At 59.8% G+C, this 24,383-nt stretch carries 19 protein-coding genes and 7 pseudogenes; 13 read left to right on the top strand and 13 right to left on the bottom strand.

The window, feature by feature from the left end:
• Positions 1–204 precede the first annotated feature (204 nt).
• Positions 205–687 carry an Lrp/AsnC family transcriptional regulator gene (locus tag P6U28_RS01955; RefSeq protein ID WP_407121623.1) on the top strand — a complete coding sequence of 161 codons (483 nt, stop codon included), beginning with the start codon at positions 205–207 and terminating at the stop codon, positions 685–687.
• A 15-nt stretch (positions 688–702) separates the two neighbouring features.
• Here the strand turns inward: P6U28_RS01955 and P6U28_RS01950 are convergent, their stop codons facing one another.
• The gene (locus P6U28_RS01950; RefSeq protein ID WP_209294469.1) at positions 703–1,926 is read right to left on the bottom strand and encodes a diaminopropionate ammonia-lyase; all 1,224 of its coding nucleotides are present in this window, start codon (positions 1,924–1,926) and stop codon (positions 703–705) included.
• A gap of 260 nt (positions 1,927–2,186) precedes the next feature.
• On the opposite strand from P6U28_RS01950, the gene P6U28_RS01945 reads away from it, so the two are divergent.
• On the top strand, positions 2,187–3,377 hold the full coding sequence (locus P6U28_RS01945) for an aminotransferase class V-fold PLP-dependent enzyme (RefSeq protein WP_407123189.1): 1,191 nt from the start codon (positions 2,187–2,189) through the stop codon (positions 3,375–3,377).
• A gap of 158 nt (positions 3,378–3,535) precedes the next feature.
• Here the strand turns inward: P6U28_RS01945 and P6U28_RS01940 are convergent, their stop codons facing one another.
• Positions 3,536–4,675: a TlpA disulfide reductase family protein gene (locus P6U28_RS01940; RefSeq protein WP_407121622.1), complete on the bottom strand. Its 1,140-nt coding sequence runs from the start codon at positions 4,673–4,675 to the stop codon at positions 3,536–3,538.
• Positions 4,676–6,042: 1,367 nt separating this feature from the next.
• On the opposite strand from P6U28_RS01940, the gene P6U28_RS01935 reads away from it, so the two are divergent.
• Positions 6,043–7,362, top strand: a complete 1,320-nt coding sequence (locus tag P6U28_RS01935; RefSeq protein WP_407121621.1) for a DUF3422 family protein — start codon at positions 6,043–6,045, stop codon at positions 7,360–7,362.
• Here P6U28_RS01935 and P6U28_RS01930 read toward each other — a convergent pair.
• Together P6U28_RS01930 and P6U28_RS01925 are read right to left on the bottom strand one after the other, a co-directional pair.
• The gene (locus P6U28_RS01930) at positions 7,355–7,687 is read right to left on the bottom strand and encodes a hypothetical protein (protein WP_244607765.1); all 333 of its coding nucleotides are present in this window, start codon (positions 7,685–7,687) and stop codon (positions 7,355–7,357) included. The genes P6U28_RS01935 and P6U28_RS01930 overlap by 8 nt on opposite strands.
• Before the next feature lie 28 nt (positions 7,688–7,715).
• A pseudogene (locus tag P6U28_RS01925) lies at positions 7,716–8,639 on the bottom strand (TauD/TfdA dioxygenase family protein).
• A gap of 72 nt (positions 8,640–8,711) precedes the next feature.
• Between P6U28_RS01925 and P6U28_RS01920 the strand changes: the two are divergent.
• Positions 8,712–9,575, top strand: a pseudogene (locus P6U28_RS01920) (hypothetical protein).
• 570 nt (positions 9,576–10,145) lie between these two features.
• Here P6U28_RS01920 and P6U28_RS01915 read toward each other — a convergent pair.
• The 5 genes and pseudogenes from P6U28_RS01915 to P6U28_RS01895 form a co-directional block, all read right to left on the bottom strand.
• Positions 10,146–10,701: pseudogene (locus P6U28_RS01915) on the bottom strand (adenylate kinase).
• Between the two features lie 87 nt (positions 10,702–10,788).
• Positions 10,789–11,837, bottom strand: a pseudogene (locus P6U28_RS01910) (AMP-binding protein); the annotation flags it as partial.
• Between the two features lie 578 nt (positions 11,838–12,415).
• Positions 12,416–13,696: a type II toxin-antitoxin system HipA family toxin gene (locus P6U28_RS01905; RefSeq protein WP_407121620.1), complete on the bottom strand. Its 1,281-nt coding sequence runs from the start codon at positions 13,694–13,696 to the stop codon at positions 12,416–12,418.
• Positions 13,686–14,024: a helix-turn-helix transcriptional regulator gene (locus P6U28_RS01900; protein WP_407121619.1), complete on the bottom strand. Its 339-nt coding sequence runs from the start codon at positions 14,022–14,024 to the stop codon at positions 13,686–13,688. Before P6U28_RS01900 ends, P6U28_RS01905 begins: the two co-directional genes overlap by 11 nt.
• A gap of 395 nt (positions 14,025–14,419) precedes the next feature.
• A pseudogene (locus P6U28_RS01895) lies at positions 14,420–14,712 on the bottom strand (transposase); the annotation flags it as partial.
• Here P6U28_RS01895 and P6U28_RS01890 point away from each other — a divergent pair.
• Positions 14,705–15,008, top strand: a pseudogene (locus P6U28_RS01890) (IS5/IS1182 family transposase); the annotation flags it as partial. The pseudogenes P6U28_RS01895 and P6U28_RS01890 sit on opposite strands and share 8 nt — an antisense overlap.
• Here P6U28_RS01890 and P6U28_RS01885 read toward each other — a convergent pair.
• The 4 genes and pseudogenes from P6U28_RS01885 to P6U28_RS01870 all read right to left on the bottom strand — a co-directional run.
• Positions 15,001–15,139: pseudogene (locus P6U28_RS01885) on the bottom strand (transposase); the annotation flags it as partial. The pseudogenes P6U28_RS01890 and P6U28_RS01885 sit on opposite strands and share 8 nt — an antisense overlap.
• 346 nt (positions 15,140–15,485) lie before the next feature.
• The gene (gene istB, locus P6U28_RS01880) at positions 15,486–16,229 is read right to left on the bottom strand and encodes an IS21-like element helper ATPase IstB (RefSeq protein WP_249758007.1); all 744 of its coding nucleotides are present in this window, start codon (positions 16,227–16,229) and stop codon (positions 15,486–15,488) included.
• A gap of 15 nt (positions 16,230–16,244) precedes the next feature.
• Positions 16,245–17,783, bottom strand: coding sequence for an IS21 family transposase (gene istA / locus P6U28_RS01875; protein WP_407121089.1), 1,539 nt, complete (start codon positions 17,781–17,783; stop codon positions 16,245–16,247).
• 109 nt (positions 17,784–17,892) lie between these two features.
• Complete coding sequence (locus P6U28_RS01870; protein ID WP_407121618.1) at positions 17,893–18,426, bottom strand: MarR family winged helix-turn-helix transcriptional regulator; 534 nt, start codon at positions 18,424–18,426, stop codon at positions 17,893–17,895.
• An 85-nt stretch (positions 18,427–18,511) separates the two neighbouring features.
• On the opposite strand from P6U28_RS01870, the gene P6U28_RS01865 reads away from it, so the two are divergent.
• From P6U28_RS01865 to P6U28_RS01830, 8 genes are all read left to right on the top strand, one after another.
• On the top strand, positions 18,512–18,892 hold the full coding sequence (locus P6U28_RS01865; RefSeq protein ID WP_018322425.1) for an antibiotic biosynthesis monooxygenase: 381 nt from the start codon (positions 18,512–18,514) through the stop codon (positions 18,890–18,892).
• A gap of 30 nt (positions 18,893–18,922) precedes the next feature.
• Positions 18,923–19,363, top strand: a complete 441-nt coding sequence (locus tag P6U28_RS01860) for a hypothetical protein (protein ID WP_407121617.1) — start codon at positions 18,923–18,925, stop codon at positions 19,361–19,363.
• A gap of 136 nt (positions 19,364–19,499) precedes the next feature.
• Complete coding sequence (locus tag P6U28_RS01855) at positions 19,500–20,789, top strand: IS701 family transposase (protein ID WP_407121616.1); 1,290 nt, start codon at positions 19,500–19,502, stop codon at positions 20,787–20,789.
• 374 nt (positions 20,790–21,163) lie between these two features.
• Positions 21,164–21,487: a transposase gene (locus P6U28_RS01850; protein ID WP_407121615.1), complete on the top strand. Its 324-nt coding sequence runs from the start codon at positions 21,164–21,166 to the stop codon at positions 21,485–21,487.
• 79 nt (positions 21,488–21,566) lie between these two features.
• The gene (gene tnpB / locus P6U28_RS01845) at positions 21,567–21,914 is read left to right on the top strand and encodes an IS66 family insertion sequence element accessory protein TnpB (RefSeq protein WP_209296670.1); all 348 of its coding nucleotides are present in this window, start codon (positions 21,567–21,569) and stop codon (positions 21,912–21,914) included.
• A 45-nt stretch (positions 21,915–21,959) separates the two neighbouring features.
• Positions 21,960–23,609, top strand: coding sequence for an IS66 family transposase (gene tnpC, locus P6U28_RS01840; RefSeq protein ID WP_407121193.1), 1,650 nt, complete (start codon positions 21,960–21,962; stop codon positions 23,607–23,609).
• Between the two features lie 2 nt (positions 23,610–23,611).
• Entirely contained in the window at positions 23,612–23,854 is a 243-nt protein-coding gene (locus P6U28_RS01835) for a hypothetical protein (RefSeq protein ID WP_209296668.1), read from the top strand.
• A 37-nt stretch (positions 23,855–23,891) separates the two neighbouring features.
• A complete protein-coding gene (locus tag P6U28_RS01830) occupies positions 23,892–24,356 on the top strand; it encodes a hypothetical protein (protein WP_407121614.1) in 465 nt (154 codons plus the stop codon).
• Positions 24,357–24,383: the final 27 nt, after the last annotated feature.

Here is a 24,383-nt window from a genome sequence, read left to right as displayed (position 1 = left end):
CTATGGCTGTTGCATTGTGTTCAGGTCATTAGACCTGACCCCGCCGATAAGCAGCTTAGCTGTCCGTAAGCTGACGCCGACAATAAACGGAAAGCAAAATTCTCTGAAACGGTAGAGCGAGCCGGCGAGCGCGCGCAGTTCGACACCGCGCTCGCCGAAGCGTCTTCACCCAAAATGCCAGAAAGCTGCAAATCTAAATTTTAAATGGCTGTCACGCGCACCGACCTGGATCGGCTCGATCTGAAGCTTCTCATGCTGCTGCAGGAGAATAATCTGCAGACCGCTGAGGAATTGGCAGAACGCGTGGGACTTTCGCCGACTTCTTGCCTGCGCCGGCTCAGGCGGTTGCGCGAAAACGGGGCGATCATATCCGACGTCTCGATCATATCGCCTTCGGTCGCCGGCAAACGGGTCACGTCGATCGTGCTTGTGGCGCTCGAGCAAGAGCAGCTCGACCTTCTGCACACCTTTAAAAATCGAATGAGCGCCTATCCTGAGGTTACGCAGTGCTACTACGTAACGGGTTCGGCTGATTTCATTCTCGTCGTCAATACTGGCTCTATGGAGGAATATGGGGCTTTCACCGAGCGAGCATTCTTTCCCGACAAAAACATCAAGTCGTTCAACACATATGTATCGATGCAGATCGTCAAGTTCACCACCCGGATTAATCTTGACGTATCGTGATTGGCCGGGCCCTGTTCATGCCTTTTGCTTTCCGCTCCAAACCGAAAGGTCGGTAGGCCCTTCCGTGGCAAAGAGCAGAACCTTGGCGGACTGATCGAGCCCAAGCCCCTCTCGGTCCTTCTCTTCGGCCGCCCGTAAGAGGCCTGCCAATCCCGCCGCTCCCGATTCTCCGACACGAAGACGCTGATCGCCTGAAACGCCCTCATTAAGCAAACGTACCGCGTCCGCGGCCTCTTCATCCGTTATCGTGATGTAGCCGCTGCTCAGCTCTTGGATGATGGGCCAGACCAACAACGATGGGCGTTGGCATTCGAGCATCGACATGTTCGTCGCAGGCCCCGGCGGGAGTCGCACGGGCATCTTGGCTCGGGCGCTCTCGTAAAGGCATGCCGACAGTTCTGGCTCGACGATCCAAAGATGAGTATCGCCCCCGAATAGCCCCCGTGCCGAGCCATGGCCGAACACACTTGCAGCGAGACCTCCCACACCAGCCTGAACCAGAACATGCGTAAATGGCTTTGTCTGTCCTGCCGTGGCTGCAATAATTTCGTCGATCAGTATCGAATACCCCTGGACCACAAACGTGCAAGCAGTGTCGTCCTCCCCGGGGCCGACCGTATCGGGGACGGCGATCCAACCGTTCTGCGAGGCAGCCTTGGCCGCAGCCTCGACGGAGTCGTTGTAATCTCCAGCCACGCGCACGATTGCAGCGCCGAGCCGCGAAATATGAGCAGCCCGCTCGTCGCTCACACCCTGGTGGAGATATACAACAGCCCGCGCACCGATGAGGCCCGCTCCGGCCGATACCGAACGACCGTGATTGCCGTCCGAAGCACATGAAAATGTGAGCTCCGAAAGCATAGACCGCACGCCAGGCTCCGCCAGTTCTGCAGGCAAAATCGAGCGTCCAGTCCGCCTCTCAACGTGCTTCATTGCGAGCTTCAGCACTGCGTAGGCTCCGCCGAGCCCCTTGAAGCTGCCTATGCCAAGCCGCTGTGTCTCATCCTTGATCCAGATTTCGCCGAGACCCAGCTTTTCCGCCATATGCGGCAAAGAAATCAAGCTGGTCGGTGCATAGTGCGGACAGGCCCGAAGAAGGCGCAGAGGATCATTTCCTGCGTTGCGGTCGCACCACCAAGGAGCCTTTTTCAATTCGGGGGAGCGATTGCGCAGTAGAAGGGGTCGATGGTTCGCAAGCGTCTCCGACAGAGTTTCCGCGGGCTTTGAAGTGGGGACCAAGGTCATCCTCCTGGCAGGCAAGTACGGTCTTCGCAAACGACTTTTGCCAACCCGCGAGGCCGTTTGGCGCTATCTATGAAGCCGCAAATGACGGATTTTGGCGTTGTGGACCTTAAAGTGGCGGGTTTGGGCTCTTCTGTCAGGCATGTTTCCAGAGATTTGCTGATCGAAGACCGGTAGTGCCTGCGAATCTCTCCATCTACCGTATCGCGAAGAATGGACTTCAGGTGCATAATATTCGAAAGCCAACTGCAAGCTCGATCAGCAATCTTTCCGATGCCGACGTCGTTCGCTTGCGAGCAGATACGCCTGGCGTTGCGCACCGAATCCACCTTAATAATGCCGGCGCTGCGTTGATGCCGAGCCCCGTCGTCGATGGCATGGTCGCATATCTCCAGCGGGAAGCCACAATCGGCGGCTACGAAGCGAGCGCCGAGAGCACGGCGCGTTTGCAGGGCGTATACGATAGCATTGCTCGACTAGTCGGCTCAAAGCGCGAAGAAATTGCACTGACTGAGAATGCCACTCTGGCATGGCAGCGCGCCTTCTATTCGCTCCGCTTTGGCCCTGGCGACCGAATTCTCATTAGCTCCGCAGAGTTTGCGGCAAACTATGTTGCGCTTTTGCAGGTTGCCCGCCGTACGGGCGCACGGGTCGAGGTTATACCGGAAGACGCATATCAGGTTCTGGACCCGGAGGCGCTGGAGCGCATGATTGATAAGCGCGTAAGGCTGATCGCCATCACGTGGATACCGACGAATGGCGGCTTAGTGAACCCAGCTGAAGCCGTGGGACGCATCGCACGCGCTCATAGCGTTCCCTACCTGCTGGATGCGTGCCAGGCTGTTGGTCAGATCCCCGTTAATGTCCGCGCACTTGGTTGCGATATGCTGACGGCAACAGGACGGAAATTCTTGCGTGGTCCGCGCGGAACAGGCTTTCTCTACATGCGAGACGATTTCCTCAAGGACATCGAACCCGCCATGATAGACCTGTTTGGCGCACCTTGGGTTGGACCTGAGCGCTACGAACTTAGGCCCGACGCACGACGATTCGAGACTTGGGAAGCGAACTACGCGGCGCGGCTTGGACTTGGTATCGCCGCGGACTACGCGCTTTCGATTGGTATCGAGAGGATCGAACAACGTTGCCGCCAGCTTGCGAACGAGTTGCGAGCAGCACTTGGCACCGTCCCTGGGGTCTTGCTTCACGATCTTGGAGAACGTCCGGCTTCAATCGTGTCGTTCACAGTACGGGGCGCAGGTGCCCGCGAGGTCATGTGCAAGCTTGCAAGGCACAAGATTAATGTATCCGTCTCGCCACCAGCAAGTACACCGTTAGATGCAGCGCGCAGAGGTCTGCCGGACATTGTTCGCGCATCCCCCCATTACTACAATACGATCGATGAGGTTCACACTCTCGCGTCAGCGGTCAGGGGAACTGCCGCGTAGTCGCAGGCTGCGAGCGGCGCCGATTGGTCAAACATGTCCAGTTTGCGATCGCGGCCTAGCATGTGGCTTATCGACGGGTCGCCGTTCGGATCACGTCTCTCCATCCTCCATAGGCGGCCTCCGCGTCACTCTCTTTTTCATCTTTTCTCCTCCGGCGCTTACACCTTGGTAGTTTGCGGAACTCCAGGCTGTGGAGTTGCACAAAGAGCTCCATAGCAAGCTTTCTCACCCTTGTAGTTGGCGAGCGCTTGGACCAACGGCGACATAAGTTCTTGTTTCAGCTCGTTGGGGAGAGGCTCAGGACCGTCCAGCGACTTCAGCGTCACCTCGACCAACTCGATCGCACGATCCTTGTTGCCGCTCTCGTAATAGTACTGGGCGACCGCCGGATAGGACAGGAACTTGGGAGCCTGGCCGCGTTGCGGAGGATTCAGTGCCAGGATGTGTTCGGACAACTCCTTACCCATCGCAAAGCGCTCGGCGGGCGGCAAGTGGGAGTTGTCATTCGCCGGATCGAAAAGTGGGCGCATCGCCCGGGCCATCCACAGCTCGGATTTCTTGTCTATTGCATCGCGAACCAATTGGCTCATGACCGGCAAGCCGGTCTGCAAGTCGCGCACTTTGTGAAGCAACAGTTCCGCACGGAGCACGCGGAAGTCGACGTCGTCCGGCATCACCGCGACGGCCTCTTCGAGCACAGAAAGCGCCTTCGCCCAGTCCTCCGCCTCCATCGCTGGCGTAAGTTTGGCAAAGATCGGTTCAGTCAACGCTCGCTTGCGCGCCTCTTTTTCGCCTTCAGCGATCCGCTCTTTATCGGCGTTTCTAGCTTCATCGCTGGTGCGCCAGCCGCCGTTAAGGATTTTCGGCAGAACGCCATCGAGTTCCGTCGGAAAACCGATAAAGGCGATGTGGCCGTCACGGTCGACGACGAACGAGGTGGGAATCCCGACAGAAAGACTGGCATCCATCCAAAGCTTGTCCATTTTCTCTGAGTCGAATCCGACCCGGTAGTTGAGGTTCGGCAACTTTTCGCTCAACCATGCGTCCAAGTTGGTTCGGGCCTCGTCCGTCGTTCGAGCTTGTTCATAAGCTGCGACTCCGACGACCTCAACTCCGCTGTCCTTATATTTATCTTGCAGCTCCACCAGATGGGGCATGGCGGCGACACAGGGTTCGCACCAAGTTGCCCAAAATTCGACGATGTACACTTTTCCCGGCTGGAAGCTCGTGAGGGGCTCGCCACGCAGCCAGTTCTCCACCGTGATCGGAGGAGCAGGAGACTCTAAACCCAGCACCATGTTACTCTCCAAAGTTATTGTCAAAGGCTGCGCGGCGTTTTGCGCTAGCTGATCTCTGATCGGGACCGCTAGTGGGGCTGCCGGGGCTGCCTTGATGTAGACGCGCTGCCGCGAGCAAGATCCGCAGCGAATGTCGGTGCCGCCGCGCTAAGGGCGACGACACACAAGATCATACGCAACAAGCTCTTCCTTTCACACGCGGGGGGCACATCGGTTCAAGGAAGGAGAGCATCGCTGGTCTCGCGTTCGGTGCGCTCAGCACGTTCAGTAGTGCTGCACCCCAGTAGCAACGTCCGTGCCACCATCGTCTTCGCGTAAGTTTTTGACTGCGCAATCGCCACGTATCTGCGTCCCTGCGACAAACCGGTTGAGCCGCAACGCTTGCGCTGCTCTGAGTGACGCTTCAAAGGTGAGGAGAGCGCTCCAGCTGCGTGATCCGGTCAACCTCACTCGAGGTGAAGTTATCCGCGCATTGCCGAGCCTGCCCCCGGGGTTCCGGACCCGATCACTCGCATGGCTCTGCATCAACAAGTCCAACCAAAGCGTGGCCGCTCAAAACAATGGCAGCGGCCTTCGAGCGATCACCTTCGAAAACAGACCCTTCTCTGTGGCCTGTGCCACGTGCGCATTTTGTCAGAATACACGCGCTCATGTCTGAAACCCCCCTCCGACTGTCTACGACGACACATTCCGTAAAAAGGAAGCGAGAGTGCCTTTTCTGTAGTGCTGGCCCAAATCCTGCAACGGCTCTCGGCGCCAGGAGGTTTGGTGCCGGCAACAGGATGGGAGTGGAGTTTGGGCCTCGATCCGTCAATCGACACTGCAGTTGCCGCACCGGAAGTCGTTTATCTGTACCACGCTGGGAGAACGACGTTCCCGCGTGCCACGGCCTCGCGCGGCATCGGTCATCCCACGGCGAAACTGCTTTTAGAAGAGGGCCGGCGTATCTTCAGTTGCACGCGGTCCCCTTTGGTGGCGAGGGATGTCAGTGGGATTCGGAGACAGACAACGATGTCCACGTAAATCTAGGCATTCGTCCAACGGTGCCGCGCGCCACCGCCAACGTCGGGGAACGGCTCGCTGACGCACCGTTACACCTATTGAGCGACAATGCGGCATTTCGCCATAGACACAGGACCATACGCTGATGGCGTCATTCGAAAGCTGGATGAGGCGGCTGCATCTCAATCTGCCTGGCCTGATCTTCCTCCCGTAAGATCTCTTTCCCGAGTTCGAGGCGGCCTCGGTAGTGATCGTCGACATGACTCGATCGACAACCTAGCGGCTCTACCGTTTCGCAGCACCGCCATCGGCCTGCCACGTCAAGGCTGACGGTTGCCTGCTCACCTGAAGCGAGGCGTCAATACATGATCGATGAACTGGATCTGCGAACTTTCACGCCACATCCGCAACGTGACGCTGTGCTCGGAGAAGTGCACGCGCGCCCCTTCATGCGCCTTGTTTCGCCGTTCAGCGTGATCCACTTCGCTTTTCTTGCACAGGGCGAGGCGGCCACCAGCGATCGCTGCCGTTTTATCGATTTTTGCCTCGAGCGCAATCTTACGCCGCCTGAGCAATCGGCAAAACTTCATCAGATTGTCATCGGGCCTGCTGCGCTACGCTGGGAGCAGCATTCGGAATTTACAACATTCACCTGGATCTGGAGTAACGCAAATTGTTCTGCCGCAGACCAATTTGACAAGGTTGACGGTACCGTCCGATCGCTGATCCGCGCGTTGCGTCAGACCGGACAGTTGCTGGTCGCGATCAGGCTAGAAGTGGAGCAGGACACCTCACCGACCAGGCGGGCCGAACAGATTTTTGACAAGAACAGCCTGGCCATGGTTGCCACAAAGAGCGGCGCAGCCGTTGCCGCCTCAGACTTCCGCGTAGACGAAAAAGGCTTCACGAAGATCCTAGTCTGCGACCTCGGGTTGACATCGCACGATCTCGGAGCGCTGGTGCAGCGGCTCCTGGAAATCGAGACCTACCGTCCATTGGCGCTGCTTGGCCTGTCGGCGGTCCTTGAGCTTGCACCATCTGTTGATCGCATTGACCGCCGTCTTGTTGAGGCGCTCGAGAAAATGCAGAGCGGTCAGGGGCTGCAGTTCAACAACCATCTGCTTGCAGAGCTGACGGCGCTGGCCGCATCCTTCGAAAGAGGCGCGACAAGCAGCCTGTTTCGATTCGGCGCCAGCAGGGCCTATAACGAGCTGGTCCAATCGCGATTATCCATTATTGAAGGCAGCGATGTGTCGGGGTATCCAACCTGGTCGTCGTTTCTAGCACGCCGAATGGCGCCGGCGATGCGAACCTGCGCAACTGTGGAGGATCGTCAGGCGACTCTGTCGGTCAAGCTCGCGCGTGCCACCGATCTGTTGCGAACCCGGGTCGACGTCGAAATCGAACGACAGAATCGTGACCTGTTGCAGGCTATCAACGAGCGCGCGAGACAGCAACTTCGGCTGCAGTGCACGGTCGAAGGATTGTCGGTCGGGGCGATAGGATATTATGTGGTCAGCCTGTTTAGCTATCTTGCCAAGGGCGCGCATGATGTCGGACTGCGAGTAGAGCCCTCGTTCCTGACCGCAGCCTTCGTGCCGATCGCGGTCGGTGTGATCTGGCTGGTGAGTTACAATGTTCGAAAGCGGCACCTCAAGCACGACGACGCGCCGTCAGTTACTTGAGACCAAAGCTGCTTGAGGTCAGCTTGAGGATCGCACCGTAGAACGCACCGCCGATGTTGATGTCGCCAGTCACGGTGGTCTGGATGTCTTGCGGGCCGCTGATGGTGTTGCCGACCCATTTCAGCTTCAGCGGCGCGAGATAGCCAAGATCGTCGGCGAGCTCGATAAACGTCACCTGCCCGGCCCAGCCCTGATAGCGGATTTCGGTCTTCTCGAGCGGCGGCTCGGCGAAAGCCGGCGCTCCGAGGCCGAGCGCCAAGGCACCGGCGAGCAGCAACTGCGCGGCGCGATGCCGCGCGCGGGCAAATCGAAGCAGGGAATTCATCCTGGCAAATCCCGTCGTTGGAGCGGACTCAGGCGGCCTTGGCCGTCTGCGGTTTCGACGCGTTGACGCGAGTCACGCTGCGACGGCCGTCGACGCTGAGCGGCACCTCGCCATCGATGGTGACGCGGCGCACAACGCGGTGCTGATCGCCGTAGTCATTGACCGCGTAGTGCTGGGTCGCGCGGTTGTCCCAAATCGCAATGTCGCCGGCCCGCCAGGTCCAGCGCACCGCATTTTCCGGCGTCGTGATGTGCGACTGGAACAGCTCGAACAGCTTTTGGCCGTCATATTTCGGCAGGCCGACGAAGCGCTGGACGAAATTGCCGAGCACGAGCGTGCGCTCGCCGGTTTCGGGATGGACACGCACCACCGGATGCTCGGTTTAGTAGATGGTGCCGGTGAACACCTCGTCGAAATGCTTCCGGTCCGCCTCCGTCGCCCGCGTCTTCACGGCGTAGTCGTAGGCGTTGCTGTGGACCGCCCAGAGCCCGTCGGCGAGCTTGCGCAGCGGTGCCGGCAGGTCGCGATAAGCCGCCGCCGTATTCGACCACACGGTGTCACCGCCATAGGGCGGGATCACCACGCCGCGCAGCACCGAAATTTTCGGATAGGCGTCGACGAAGTTGATGTCGGTGTGCCACTGATCGGCACGGCCGCCAACGCGGCCGGAGTCCAATTCCAAGATCGAGGACGTGCCATTGGTGGCGCCGACGGTCGGATGCGGTATAAGCTTGCCGAGCCGGACCGCAAAGCGCTCCTGCTCGGCATCGTCGCCCTAGTCGCGGAAGAAGATGACCTTGTGCTCGAGCAGCACCTGGTTCATGGCGCGGATGACGTTGTCGGACAGATCGCCCGACAGTTTTATGTTCCTGATCTCGGCGCCGATCCGTGCCGCGCGCTTGACGATGTCGGCGCGCGGAATGACGTTGTCGATGGTGGTCGTGCTGCTCATGTCCGTGGTCTCTCTTTGTGATTGTCTGGACAAAGCTCCGCCATGCGCCGGTCAGACCGGCGATAGCGAGTGATGGGGTATTTCCTGGATTTCGGTCCTGGGTGGGACCCGCTGCCATGTGCGCCGGTAGCTAGCTCGACAGCGCACAAGTCCCGGCGGTACAGCTCTCCGCCATCGTTTCGGCGCAACAGCGCCCGCACGGAGCCGAGATCAGCCGCGAACGAGTGGATCGGATCGCCGCATGGTGAACGACCTCGCTTGGACGTTGCCGATGGTAAAAGCGATTGCGATCCAGTCAATGAAACGAAACCAGCTTTGTTTTTCGTGGCGGGCAATGATCGCTTCGTTGGGAACACGGACATGGAAATATTTGCGGTCATGCGCGTCCCGTCGGCCTGTTCGCGCACTCCGCAGCAGCAAGATCGAACCTCGTCTCTGATCGACGATCGGTTCACGGGATTCATGCTCGGGGCCAGCACAACAATGCAAATTCATTTCATCGACCCCTTTGCGGCCGTCGACATAGAGTCTCGTCGCATGCGCAGGCGACAACGCCGACACCCGGCGCCAACCTTTGCGAGCCGGGCTACGGGCAAGCGGCAACTTTCTCTGAACTTCTTCATCTATCCGCCTTGTACTCCAGCCGGCGCGATGATTTTGATTGAGCAGGTCTGCGGCAGGGATCTCTCTGGATTGTTCGCCGTCGTCGTCGGTCGCTCGAACATCGTCGGCAAGCCCATGGCCAATCTCTTGCTAGCTGCCAATGCAACCGTAACGGTCGCCGCATAGCCGGACCAGGAATCTGGAAGCAGTTTGCCGTCACGCTGACATTCTCGTCGCGGCGTTGGCCTTGCACGCATGATCAAAGGCGACTGGATTAAGCCGGGCGCGACGGTAATCGACGTTGGCATCAAATCGGATGTCGGTAAGCGCTAAAGCGCTTACGGATGTCGCTGGGCGAGTCGCCTGGCAAGATTAAGCTGGTCGGTGATGTCGACTTCGACAACGCGGCGCCAACGCCGGCGCAATCACGCCTGTCCCCGGCGGTGTCGGCCTATGATAATCGCGATGCTGATGGCCAACACGCTACGCGCCACATGCCTGATACATGGCCTGTCACCACCGTCGTTCTAAATAGGTGAACTGACCAGAAAAGCCGGACCGCAGCTGCGTGCGCTCGCAGCAACAAGGAACTGCACCACAGCGTGTTAGATTCGTCACGTCGGGTCCGGCATCGACATGCCTTGGACTGGACTGCTTCAGACCGGCGGAATGCGCTCTTGCGATTTGCACACAGGCACGACTCTGCGAGACGGTTTGAGTCGTCCTCCAAGCCTATTCTCCAGCCGGATCTGAGCAACTGCATGATCGCCGCGGACGGACGGCTAAAATTATCTGTTTTTGTCCAAAACCTAATCTGCCGAGAAACGGGGTCGACTTTCGGTGGCCGTCGCGCCTCGGATGGCCACTTCATCGCTAATCCGTTCTGGTCAACAGCAACTTTGCTCACTCCATTGCCTGAACAAGCGCCGCCGTAACATAATCAACTGGGTGCGAGGCGTCGACGGTTCTGAGCAATCCCTTGGCAGCGTAACAATCGCTCAGCAGCCTGATCTCATTTGCGTAGGCTGTCAGCCGCACGCTGAGCGCCTCTTCATTGTCGTCGGCCCGCACCGGCTTCCCAACGCGAGCGTGCATGGCTCATCCCAGGATCCGGTCCAGCAACTTCAGCTCGAGGACGTGGCTCAATTCATGGCCCTTTAGGAGATGGTCAAGGCTTTCAGCTTGGGCAACCGTGCGCGGAAATCCGTCTAGGATGAAACCTCGATCCGAGTCAGGCTTTGCAATGCGCTCGGCGATCAACCCGATCACCAGACCGTCCGGGACGAGCTCGCCGCGCTCCATGATCTCCGCCACGTGTCACCCGATCGCGGCTCTCCCAGATACCGCTGCGCCGCAGCATGTCACCAGTCGAGAGCTGCGGGATCCCGAGCGTCTGGGATAGCCTGACCGCCAGCGTTCCCTTCCCGGCGCCAGGTGGTCCTAAGAGAACAAGCCTCATATCGTTCCTCCGTCAAAGTCGGCTTCGAATGGCTGCGCGGGTCAGTGGCGCATGCCGGATCACCATCACACCGATGTTCGTGGCCGATTAAGCCGGCCCGTTCTTCCCGTTCTGGCGGTTCTTGACGAGATCACCGACCACGGCGGAATCGGCCAGCGTCGAGGTGTCGCCGAAGCTGCCCGGCTCGTCCTCAGCGATCTTGCGCAGGATACGGCGCATGATCTTGCCGGAGCGGGTCTTGGGCTGGCCGGGCGCGAACTGGATCTGGTCGGGCGAGGCGATCGGTCTGATTTCCTTGCGCACCCAGGTCACGAGCTCCTTGCGCAGATCCTCCGTCGGCTCGACGCCGGCCATCAGGGTGACATAGGCGTCATGCCCTGCCCCTTGATGTCGTGCGGGAAGCCGACCACGGCAGCTTCCGAGACCTTCTCGTGTGCCAGCAGCGCGCTCTATCCGCGGTGCCCATGCGGTGGCCGGAGACGTTGATGACGTCGTCGACGCGGCCGGTGATCCAGTAATAGCCGTCAGCATCACGCCGGCAGCCGTCGCCGGTGAAATACTTGCCCTTGTAGGTCGAGAAATAGGTCTGCTGAAGCGGGCGTGATCGCCGTAGACGGTACGCATTTGGCCGGCCAGGAGCGGGTGAGGCAGAGATTGCCGGTGGTCTCGCCTTCCAGCACCTTGCCGTCGGCGTCGACGATTTCAGGCACCACGCCGAAGAACGGCTGCGTCGCCGAGCCCGGCTTGAGCTTGGTTGCGCCCGGCAGCGGCGTGATCAGGATTCCGCCGGTCTCGGTCTGCCACCAGGTGTCGACGATCGGGCAGCGATCGTCGCCGACGACGCGGTGGTACCATTCCCAGGCTTCCGGATTGATCGGTTCGCCGACCGAGCCGAGCAGGCGCAGGCTCGCGCGCGAGGTCTTCTTCACCGGCTCGTCGCCGCCCTGCATCAAGGCGCGGATCGCGGTCGGCGCGGTGTAGAAGCTGTTGACCTTGTGCTTGTCGATGACGTTCCAGAACCTGGAATTATCGGGATAATTCGGCACGCCCTCGAACATCAGCGTGGTCGCCCCGTTCGCCAGCGGGCCGTAGAGAATGTAGCTGTGGCCGGTGATCCAGCCGACATCGGCGGTGCACACAATTCATGCGGCGTAACCGTTCGCTGTCCAGTTTTTGCGCGCTGAAATGCGCCAGGATCAAAAAGCGGAGCCAGCGCTGTTGCCGATGCGATGAGCCGGTGGATTTGTTCGCCATATCCGAGAAGGCTTCAAGCGCCTTCGCTGCCTCAGGCGAAACCCACTCTTCAAGTGACTGCCGGGAGAAGACAGCTCTACGACGAAGCCGGTCGACAAGCTGCCGGTTTAACGATCAGGCGTTCGAATTCCTGCAAGTGGTCATTGTATTGCGCTTGAGTAAGCCGGCCGAGCTCTCTCGGAAGGATATTTGTAAGCGTGTACCCACCTTCACGAGACCAGAGCGTAAGCCGCGCCGCAGGCAGGCTCTTGTCGCTCTGCCGTTGAAAGACGAGGATATCCTCGCCCCGGCCATGCGACCAAGGTCCTTCTCGGCGTCTATCTCACGCTCCCTGGCGATGCTGCAGCGGCAAGAAGCGACTTCCGCAGCTCTGCACGCCTGGTTTCGGGACCAAGGATCGAGAGATCCTGGAAGACTTCGACCGCGTGTTTGTCGCTCATGTGTTTGGTCTCCGATCGAACTAGCTGATCAGGCTCGTTATGGCCTGCGGCGCGCCAATGAAGGCGTAAGGATTGAGGAACTGGCGGCCCCAAAACAAGTTTCGATCCACTTGTCCAAGCGCTGCTTCGTCACAAACCACCGACCAGCGATCCTTGATGGTCTTGATTTGATGCACGACAATCGCGACGGCATCCGCCTCGTTGAGAAGAAACGATGGCGCGCTTTTCAGGCAAAGCGCAATCTGACTGTGTCGATCCTGGCCCAATATCAGCATCGCTTGCGTCGCCTCGCCGCCCGTGCGGCTTTGCGGGCAAATATCATAGGCAGGTGTGAGCGTCAGATTCGCGCCATCCCAGAAGGCTGCGTGATTTCGGGCATGATCATCCGTGTTGCCGCAGAGCACGTTGAAGACAATGCGCGAAAACAACTCCCGTAGCGTCTCCTTGGGTTCCGTAAAACGGTGACGGATGGTCGTGGCGAGCTGCTCGTAACTGGCGTAACGGGCCATCATTTCGTCCAGCTCAAGCAATGTTAAGGCGGATACCATGGCCTTCCGGTACCATCCGCCGGTAGCCTTCGCACGATCGAAGCGCTCGATAAGGAGGATGTCCTTGCCCGCCACGCGTTGAAGGCTCACAGGCGCGACGCGAAGCCCGGCCGCCGCGGCCAAGCGCATTGCGATGAATTCCGCCTTCACCACGCTATAGAGGTCGGTTTGCGAAGAAAACTTCGCGATGAATTTCTTATCATCGGAGGTAATCGTCGCTTTCGGGCGCGCCCCGCCAATGGAGCTACCGTGGAGAAGCGCCCGGTCGAGCTCGGGCGTCAGCGGCGTTCCTTGTTCGACGAGTGCCGCCGCATTCAAAAGCTCAGCGAGAGAGGCGCCCTCGCCTTCACGCGCGACATAGGCGGAGGGCGAGGCTTGAAAATCGAGCGCGCCGATGCGATCCGACCCTGACTCGAGGAGAAAGGTCAGCTCATCAAGACTGCCCGCGTCAATCTCTTTCCCGCGGGCGCCGAACTTCCGATTGAGGATCACGCGCCGGCCCCAGGCATCGGGGCCGGCATCGCGAATACAGCTCGGCATGTTCAGACCCGCAAGAAGCGGAAGGATTCCGCTCCGCAGTGGCAATTCGGGCTGGTAAAGCGCAATGGCGTCCTTGCGCTCGATATAGCTCCGTCCATAGTTGAACAGGAGCTGTTCGCCACGCGCCGACAGAAGGCCTGCAACAACCGGTTTCGTCTGGCCCGGTAGCCAAGTCCAGACATAGGCCTCGGTGAATTTGGGATCAGAAGTCATCCTTGACCTCTTCACCCCGCCGGGCACGAATGGATTTAGGCAGAAGCGTCATGACTTCGCGATTGCTTTCGATCGCCTGAGACATTGTCGCCTGCTCGGCGTCAAACAGCCTAACGCCGACAATCGCAGCGACTTCAAAGACAGCCCCAATGGTGGATCGCGGGTCGCCCGCCTCTATGCGCCGCAGCAGCCCGCGCGAGATCCCTGCCCGCTCGGCGACGTTGACCGTGCTCATCTTCCGTTCGATGCGGGCCTTGCGCAGAAGCTGCCCAAGCAGCACCGCAGCATCGGCTGCATAGACAGAAATCGGGTGATGGATCTTAGCCATGGATACATTGGTTCATAAATAGATCGTAGAGTGCTTCGTGGATCATATATAGACCAGGGCCGCAAGATCTTCAACTGAGCTGGTGCATAACCAGACCGGCTCTTATGGTCCATTAATGGACCAGGCAGGTTCCAGACAACGTAAGGAGCTGGCGAGGACGCCACCAATCCCAGATCGCGCCTCGTCCAAGCTTAAGAGCCTGCGCCGAACACCGTCATCCGCCCGAAAGACCTGAGCCCGTGGCGCTGTGAACATGCCGCTGCGCTTGGACAACCAATCGCGTTGCCCACATGCCCACAGCAAAAGGCGCGCAGCTTGACCGATGCCATAAAAGTAACCAGCCAGAACGCCTCGCCACTGGGCGAGATCAAATTGGAGAGGTGGGCGACATCGTCTCGGATTGACGCGAGTTGCACCAAGGCAAGGTAGTTGGCGGCGAGCCTGTCGTAGCGCGTTGCGACCCGACGACATTGCTTGATCCTGTTGAAGAATCTTTCGATCTGGTTTCGAGCGCGGTAAAGGTACGGGCTGAAGCAGATCGGATCATTGCGGTTGCATTTGGCGGGATGTTTGCCCATGCACCTTTCTTCATGGCAAGATCTCTGATCCAGTCAGCGTCGTAACCACGATCGGCGAGCAGCATCGATCCAGGCTTCAGACGAGACAGAAGTTTTCCGGCAAGTCGATTACCTTGGCGCGATTTGCCGGATCATTTTGGCCCTTACACTACCTGCTATAACCGCCTTGTTCGCTCGCGCTGGCCGGGTGTCTGCAGCCGAATCATAGCCGCTGCTCACGATGCGGCGGTCCAGATGATCGACACCTCTATTGTTCGCGTTCATCAGCACGGACGGTGCATCGCCAAGAACCAGAGGCAAATTGATAGGACGTTCACGCGGCGGGTTGACCAGCGAGATTCATGCGCTTGTAGGTGGCAATGGCCTGCCCGTACGGCTGGCACTGACGCCTGGTGAGGCCCATGACAGCCCAGATCGCAGGACCCAGAAGATGCCATTGAGGACGCGTCGGTCGTTTACCCGAGGAACTCCACGCGGCTTGTTTGGTAGCATAGACTTGATAGCTGCCCATTCGTAGTCCGTCAGTTCATGGCGCATGATTGGAAGCCTCAGTTTGGGAGCTAGAATCACGGGCGCCGGGGCGAGCACAATGCTTTTGCCATGTCAGGCCGACTTGTCTGCGCATTCCAGGAATGGTGATCAGGTGTTCCAGACGATGGCGATCACGGATTCCAGATGATCGTGATCACAGGAGACGAACACGACTGACGGGTTTAAGTGTGCTGGAAATAGTCTCCTCGTCAAGGATGGTTGGGCTGGCTTGGAGATCGTCCCGGCGGTCCATGGGAGGGCCCCGTGCGCGGCGCGGAGTGCCCCCACGAGCGACGTAGCGACGCGCGCGGGAGGGGCCTGTGGGCCGGCGGGGCGATCGTGCGCGAGGCGCTCACGGTTTTTTCTTTTCGCCGGCCTGACGGCGCAGGCTGTCGCCCTTGAGCTCAAGGCGATGCGCATTGTGAATGATGCGGTCCAATATCGCATCGCCAAGAGTGGGGTCGGCAATGACGTCGTGCCATTGCGACACGGGGACCTGACTTGTGATCAACAACGACCCCTTGTCGTAGCGATCATCGACAATCTCGAGCAGATCGCGCCGCTGGTCGGCGGTGAGCGGTTCGGGTCCCCAGTCGTCGAGAATGAGGAGATTGACGCGCTCCAGAGCGGCGATCAGGCGCGCCAGACGGCCTTCGCCGCGCGCCTGGGCGAGATCGGCGAACAGGCGAGATGCCCTCTTGTAGAGGACGGAGAAGCCGTCGCGGCAAGCCTTGTTGCCGAGCGCGCAGGCAAGCCAGGACTTGCCGGTGCCGGTTGGGCCGACGATGACCAGGTGGTTGGCATCACGGATCCATTGGCAGGTGGCGAGGGTCTGGAAGAGCGAACGGTCAAGGCCGCGGGCGGTGCGATAATCGACATTCTCGATGGCGGCCGCCTGGCGGAGCTTGGCACTGGTCAAGCGGCGCGTGAGGCGGCGGTTGTCACGGGCGGTGACCTCGCGATCGACGAGGAGGCCGAGCCAATCGGGATGCGGCATCCCGGCCGCCTCGGGATTGTTCTGCAGTTCGACGAGGGTATCGGCCATGGCGGCGAGGCCGAGGGCGCGCAAGCGATCGACGGTAGGGTGAATGAGCATGCTGATCTCTCCTGATCAATTGTAGTAACTGCGGCCACGGATGTTGGCGTGGAAGAGGATGGGCGCCTCCTCGGCGGGCGGAGCGGTTCTGTCAGTGCCGTTCTTGAGGATGGCGGCGACCGATTTGTACGAACGGGCGTTGATCAGGAGGGCACGGGCGCAGGCGGCGTCGACGCGTTCCTGGCCGTAGCGCTTGACCAGCCCGAGAATGCCGATGGCGGAGCGGAAGCCCTGTTCCGGGTGCGGCCGCGACCGCAGGATGACGTCGATCAGAGTGTCGACGTCGGGGCCGACCTTGGCGGCTTCGGAACGAATACGCTCATGGGTCCAGTCACGATAGCGGCGATGCGAGCTCGGCATATGCTCGGAAATCGTCGTTGGGCGATGCGGCAGCGTGCTGCGCAGGTGCGAGGCGATGCGCTTGCCGCGCAGGAAAATCTCGACCGTTCGCGCGGTGATCCGAGCCTCGACCTCCTGATGCACGAGGTTGTGAGGAACGCTGTAGTAATGTTTGGCGATCTCGACATGATAGTCGAGATTGACCCGGCAGCGCTTCCACTCGGCATACTCGTACGGTTCATCCGGCAAGGGGGTGAGCGCCGGACGATCGAGCTCCTCGAACAGGTCGCGCCGACTTCGTCCCCAGCTGCGCAGCGGTCGATTGTTGAGATCGGCGAGAAGCACACGGATCGCCTCGTTGAGGGCGGCAAGCGAGAAGAAGCGGTGGTTGCGCAGGCGCGCCAGAATCCATCGTCCGACGATTTGGACGCCGACTTCGACCTTGGCCTTGTCGCGCGGCCGATACGGCCGCGCCGGGACGATGGCGGTGCGGTAATGGCGGGCGAGATCGGCATAGGTCCGGTTGACCATCGGCTCATGAAAGCAGGCCCGGGTGATGCCGGCCTTCAGGTTGTCGCTCACCGTCTGCCGGGCCACGCCGCCGAAATAGGCAAACGCCCGAACGTGCGAGGCGATCCAGTCCGGCAGGCTCTGGCTGAGGCTGGCCTCGGCGTAGGTGTAGTTCGAGGCGCCGAGCACGGCGACGAAGATCTGCGCGCTCCGCACCTCACCGCTGAGCCCGTCAACCACCTCCATGGTGTGGCCGGAATAATCAACGAACAGCTTCTCGCCGGCGACATGAACCTGGCGCAGGGTCGGTTTGAGGCGGCCGGCCCATTCCTTGTAGCGTTCACAGAACCACGAGTAGCTGAAGCTGTCGGAGTTTGCGTCGCAATACTCCTCCCACAACAGCATCAGCGTGACGTTTGAGCGCCGCAGCTCGCGATGCACCAGCGCCCAATCCGGCTGCGGACGCTCGTCGCTGGGCCGATCGGATGGTGGCGGATATAGGCGGTTCTCGAGCCGGACATCGTCATCCAGCTCCGGCGGCAACGGCCAGGTCAGGCCGGCGCGGCGGGTTCGGTTCAGGTACTTGCTGACCGTGCCTTGGGCCAGGCCGAGGCTGCGGGCAACGGCGCGTTGCGACATGCCGACGCTGTAGTGCAGGCGTAGAACTTCACGAATGTGGCGCATGGACAGTCTCTCGGTCGGCATCTCGATCCTCTGCGGTTAGGCAAAAGACCAAGGTAGCCAGGTTGCAGACTGTCAGCGGTGGACGCCTCCTGGTTGCCCCCGATCGATCACGATCGGCTGGAAATGGTGATCACGATGCTCTGGAACGCGTGATCACGATGGCCTGGAATCGGTGATCACGATCGGCTGGAACGCGCAACTTGTCCTCACGGCTGCCCTCAAGCTTATCTCGCAAGGCCGTGATCACGCGATGGACAATCCGTATATCCTTGACAGACAGCCCTTCTGAAAGATCGTTGATCCAGGGAACCTGCAATTCCATTGCGGCTTCGAAGGCGCGCTGTCCATTCTCAGTGAGCACGACGAGCTGCGCCCGTCGGTGATGCGGGTTGACCTCAAAAGATACGAGGCCCTCCCTGTGCAGATCATTGATAATCCGCTGCACGTTTTGACGATTGCCGCCGAGGTCGCGTGCGAGCCAAGCGACCGGTTGGGGACGTTCGGCGGACACAATGGCGCCAAGCACCTGCCAGCGTGCGCTTGTTAGGCCAAGCGGGGCGACCAGACGGTCGCCGGCCGTCAGAAGCAGGCCGTCGAGCCTGAATAGATCGAGAACAAGGTCGCTCAGGGCGTCACCCTCGGGGGTTCGCTCGGCTCTTTTCATTCGTCACCATTGTTTTATATTGACATGATGATGTCAATCTGCTATGTAATCATAATGCCAATTAGGCATCACATATTAAATAGCGATGGAGGCACTCATGTCGTTGCTACGCCCGCTCGACCCTTCCTTCCCGATCGACCGCCAGATCGCTATCGAGGCAAATTCGGTCGTCCTGGTGAACCCATTCACTCTCGACAAAGCCGATGAGGCGGCTTTTCTCAAGACCTGGCAGGACGACGCAGCGTTCATGAAGCGACAGCCGGGCTTCATTTCCACTCAGCTGCACAGAGCTCTCGGCGACAGCTCGACCTATCTGAACTACGCCGTCTGGGAATCCACCGCACACTTCCGCGCGGCCTTCACCCATCCTGACTTTCTAGCAAAAATCGCCAGCTATCCGGCCTCGGCGATAGCTTCCCCTCATCTGTTCCAGAAAGTTGCCGTGCCCGGCATCTGCGTTGCCTAGCCCTGCTGCTTTTAGGAGGGGAAGATACTCATGATCAAGTTGATCCATCCTGTCGCTGGCGCCTTGGCTGTCGCAACGATCGGCACATTTTGGCTATCGACGGTACTCAGCGAGCTGTTCGCGTCCCATGCCACAGTTGCAGCGGTTAAGAGCACCATACCGTGGGGTTTCTTGTTGTTGATTCCGGCGCTCGCTGCGACCGGTGGTACAGGTGTCATCTTGGCAACGGGGCGCCGGGCCGGACTGATCGGGGCCAAATTCAAGCGCATGCCGTTCATTGCAGGGAACGGCATCCTGATTCTTATTCCATCTGCGCTCTTCCTTGCGTCCAAGGCTCAGGCGGCAGAATTCGATGCCACGTTCTATGCTGTGCAGGCGATCGAGCTCGTCGCGGGCGCAACAAACATTACACTTCTTGCTCTCAACATGCGGGACGGTCTCAAAATGAAGGTGGGCCGCAAACTCGCTTGATCACCTGAACCGGAACTGCGCGGACAACTGACCTAACGCCTGGTATTGTTGTGATTTAATGAGTACGCGCCCTAGCACTACTTTGGCAGATTGTTGATTTTGGCGCGTTTTATAGGATTCCCGAATCAATTTTTCAATGATTCATGGGTGGTCGGCTCTTGGAGGGCTGACCATGCCGGGATGGGACGACGAACTCGAACGCTGGCTGATGCCGTTCTTGGACCGACTGGGTCATAAAACCCGGCAGCGGATGTGTCCTCTGTATGTTGCGGGATTGATCGGTCCCGGCGATCGTAAGAGCGTTCAGCCGATGGCGGAACGCCTTGCCACCAGCACCTACGACCAGTTGCACCATTTCATTGCGGACGGTGTCTGGGACGCGACGCCGCTGGAGACAGAGTTGCTCAACCAGGCGGACCGACTTGTCGGCGGCAGGGATGCGGTGCTGGTTATTGATGACACCTCACTTCCCAAGAAGGGTGAGCGCTCGGTCGGTGTTGCGGCTCAATACGCCTCGGCTCTCGGTAAAACGGCAAATTGCCAAACACTGGTGTCTTTGACGCTTGCGAGCGGCGAAGTACCCGTCATGGTCGCGTTACGTCTCTTTCTGCCTGACAGTTGGATAAGCGACGAATCTCGTTTGAAGCGCGCTCGCGTGCCAGTCGAACATCGAACGCCACGGTCCAAGCCGGAGATTGCTTTGGCCGAGATTGACCGCGCGATAGCAGCCAACGTGCGCTTTGGATATGTGCTGGCGGATGCAGGATACGGCCTCAGCGCACCTTTTCGACAAGGGCTAACAGAGCGCGGGCTGGTCTGGGCTGTCGGAATCCCGCGGCACCTGAAAGTGTATCCGGTCGATGTGAAGCTCATTTGGCCGATTACCAAAGCCCGCGGGAAACCACGAAAGCACCACGTGCCCGATATCTTATCAATTGCGGCCGAGCAAATGCTGACCGGCGCCAAATGGAAAACCGTGAGTTGGCGTAGCGGGACGAAAGGTCGGCTTAAAGCCCAATTTGCTGCGGTCCGTGTCCGGACCGCCGACGGCCCTCCGCAGCGGATATGGGATAAAGGTCAGCAGCATCTCCCAGGCGACGAAGCCTGGCTCATTGGCGAGCAACGTGCGTCCGGGGAGAAGAAATACTATCTGGCCAATCTTCCGGCGGCGACGGATCTGCGCACGCTGGCCGCCACCATCAAGGCACGGTGGATTTGTGAGCAGGCGCATCAGCAGTTGAAGGAGGAACTTGGACTTGATCACTTCGAAGGGCGATCATGGCAAGGTCTTCATCGCCACGCCCTGATGACAATGATTGCCTACGCCTTCCTGCAACATCGTCGCCTCGCATACGCGGGGCGGAAAAAGAATCTACGGGCCTCCGCCTCAGCCAACCATGCCAGCCGTACGTCACGCCATCGTTGATCTCATCCTTCGGCCGCCGTCTCAGCATTGCCCATATTGCCGAAGGCAAATCCGTGAAAAACAGCGGCGAAAACACAATCTGCCAAAGTAGTGCTAGCTAGGCGTGTACTCATTAAGTGCAGATGCCTTGGCATATGAGCATATATTCACAAACGCACAATGAGCTGGCCGGAACGAGCTGGTTCGTCGCATCGACATTGAAACGGCTCCCCCGGCCGACAGCGCCGAGGCGTTCTCATAACCCGCTAGAGGAGCGCGCTATGTCCTGGAAGTGGAAGGCGAGTTGGTACATCTTGAGCAAGAAAAGCATCGTGGTAAGCCTCCGAGGAGAGACGCCTTGCGGCGGGCTGGCCTGATGGTTGAGAACTGTACGTATGGACAGCCATACGATCAGTACGTTGAATCGACTGGAAGTGGTTGATACGGGCCGGCGGCGGCGTTGGTCTGAGGAAGAGAAGGCGCGGATTGTTTTGGAGAGCCTATCCGAGCCGCGCCTGGTTGCGGCGACAGCCCGGCGGTACGGCTTGTCGCGTTCTCTATTGGTGACCTGGCGAAGAGCCTTCGCGGCGACGGGGACCAAATCCGAGGCTGGCTTTGTCAGGGCAGTTGTGGCCGAGGGGTGCCCGCGGCGTCGGTGGCGGCGTCATCGGAGAGCGCGACCGTACATTCGACGGAGCGTCGGATCGAGATCGAGCTAACCGGCAGGCGGCGGGTCATTGTTGATGCGGGCGTTGACGTTGAGGCGCTTCGCCGGATCATCGAGGTTTTGGATCCGCGATGATTCCGGTTCCTACGGGAGTTCGGGTGTGGCTGGCGACGGGCCACACCGACATGCGTAAAGGCTTCGCCTCATTGTCACTGCAGGTGCAAGAGGTGCTGCGCCGCGATCCGCTGAGTGGTCATTTGTTCTGCTTCCGCGGACGCAGAGGCGATCTATTGAAAGTGATCTGGCATGACGGCCAGGGAGCATGCCTGTTTACGAAAAAACTCGAGAGAGGTCGTTTTGTCTGGCCGTCGCTGGCGGACGGCGTAGTGTCGATCTCGCAGGCGCAGATGAGCTATCTGTTGTCCGGCATCGACTGGCGCAATCCCCAGGAGTCCTGGCGTCCGACCAGTGTGGGCTGAGACTTTGTTATTTGAGTTTGGCCGCGAATGTGATTCCATCTGGCTATGGACTCCAGCGCCGACCTGCCGCCCGATCTTGTCGCCGCGCATGCAATGATCCTGGCCGAGCGCGCTGCCAGGCTTGCGGCGGAAGCCAGGCTTGCTGAAGCGGCCAATGCCCAGGCGAAGCAATCGAGCACCGAAGCGCTGATTGCCCACCTCAAGCTCGAGATCGAGAAGCTACGACGCACGATATATGGCGCACGCTCCGAGCGGTCGGCGCGGCTGCTCGATCAGCTGGAGCTAGAGCTTGAGGAACTCGAGGCGGGGGCGACCGAGGATGAGCTGGCCGCCGAGAAGGCGGCCGAGAAGACGCAGACGGTGCGTTCGTTTGAGCGCAAGCGGCCGGTGCGTCAGCCCTTCCCCGACGACATCGAGCGAGAACGCGTCATCCTGCCGGCTCCGACGCAATGCCCCTGCTGCGGGTCGACGCGGCTGTCGAAGCTCGGCGAAAGCGTGACCTCGACACTGGAGGAGATCCCACGCCGGTTCAAGGTGATCGACACAGTCCGGGAGAAGTTCAGTTGTCGGGATTGCGAGGCGATCACGCAGCCGCCGGCGCCGTTCCATGCCACAGCCCGGGGCTATATCGGACCGCAGCTTCTGGCGACGATCCTGTACGACAAATTTGGTCAGCATCAGCCGTTGAACCGACAGAGCCAGCGCTTCAAATGCGAGGGGATCGACCTGTCGGTCTCGACGCTGGCGGACCAGGTGGGCGCAGGAGCCTTTGCGGTCAGGCCGCTCTTTGAACTGATCGAAGCCTATGTGCTCTCCGCCGACAGGCTCCACGGTGACGACACCAAGATACCGATCCTGGCGAAAGGGAAAGCAGATACCGGCCGGATTTGGACCTATGTTCGCGACGATCGGCCATTCGGCGGGCGAGATCCACCGGCGGCGCTGTTCTACGCCTCACGTGATCGGCGCGGCGAGCATCCCGCGCGGCATCTTCAGAACTTCGCTGGCATCCTGCAGGCCGATGCCTATAGCGGGTTCAACGCTCTCTTCGATCCCGGACGCAAGGCGTTGCCGGCCACGCCCGCCTTCTGTTGGGCACATGGACGGAGGGCGTTCTTCGAACTTGCCGACATCGCCCAGAACGCTCGCCGCGGAAGATCGGCGACCGCGATCTCGCCCATTGCGCTGGAAGCGGTTCGTCGGATTGACCAATTGTTCGAGATCGAGCGCGACATCTATGGGCTGAGCGCTGAGGAGCGGCTGCAGATCCGCCGGGAGAGAAGCGCGCCACTGCTGACCGACCTTGAGGCTTGGCTCCGAGCGGAATCTGCCCGGCTCTCACGCTCGTCCAACGTGATTAAGCCGATCAACTATCTGCTCAACCGCTGGGAGGGCTTTGCCCGCCTTGTCCACGACGGACGGATCTGCATGACGAACAATGCAGCGGAGCGAGCGTTGCGCGGTTTTGCTCTGGGAAGAAAGGCATGGCTGTTCGCCGGTTCTGATCGCGGCGCCGAGCGGGCTGCCGTGATGGCCACGCTTCTCATGACGGCGCGTCTCAACGACATCGACCCGAAAGCCTGGCTTGCCGACGTCTTCGCGCGCATCGCCGACATGCCGCAGAACCGCCTGCGCGAGTTGCTGCCCTGGAACTGGACGCCTCCTGCGCCGAGGTCCTCCGCCCCGGCGGCGTAGCCATGCACGTCAACAAGGTTCACGCCGTCTTCACCATCGCTCGCGTCGCAAAAGACCTCGGCGAAGACGAGGACTGGCTCTGGGACGTGGCCAACGGAATGGACACTGAGGATGGCGTCATCTGGGTTTACGGCATAGGTGACGACCAGGTCATGGCGTTCACCGACTTCGGCATCGAGAACCTGACCGAGCTCATCAGGATGCACAAGGACGACCCCGAGCTCCTCAAGCGCTGGGATCGGTGAGCTCCTGTCCGCGGTCTAGCCCGGATGGATACGCATCGTGCAACCGGCCCATCAATGTTTTGTCACAAAACGCTCGACTGTCTTTAAGATCGACGGCTGCCGCGTCCCCAAGCGGGCCCAGCCCGACTTGGTACTCGATCTGATCCGCAAGGCTGCAAACGCCCTTCTGCACCTAAGGCGGCGCAAGGTGCATCGCAGCCGGTTCAGCGAACCAAAAGGAAATCCGCGCAAGGCGAAGGGCGAAGCGCCATTGCAGACCTCAGCAGATTTTGTGTGCACCTATAGTGCTGTCGTCGACGCGCTCACAGCCACGATTCTCAATGCAGAGGCCGCCTTAAAATGGTTGGGCACTCAACCGCCAGATCTGGAAGAAGCCCGGCGAGCACTTAATACTATCGCTAAGGACGGTAAGGGAGCAGGCGAACTTATCGTTCGACTTCGAGCGCCGATGCAGGATGACGCTCTTGATCCCCATAGTACGCATACGACGAAGCCCGCCTGATTGACGCATGCGCGCGAGAGCCGGGTA

This window comes from Bradyrhizobium sp. STM 3561, assembly GCF_045571455.1.
GTDB classification, from domain to species: Bacteria; Pseudomonadota; Alphaproteobacteria; order Rhizobiales; family Xanthobacteraceae; genus Bradyrhizobium; species Bradyrhizobium vignae.
The sequence above is the reverse complement of the archived record's forward strand: the minus strand, read 5'-3'. Positions and strand labels throughout refer to the sequence as shown.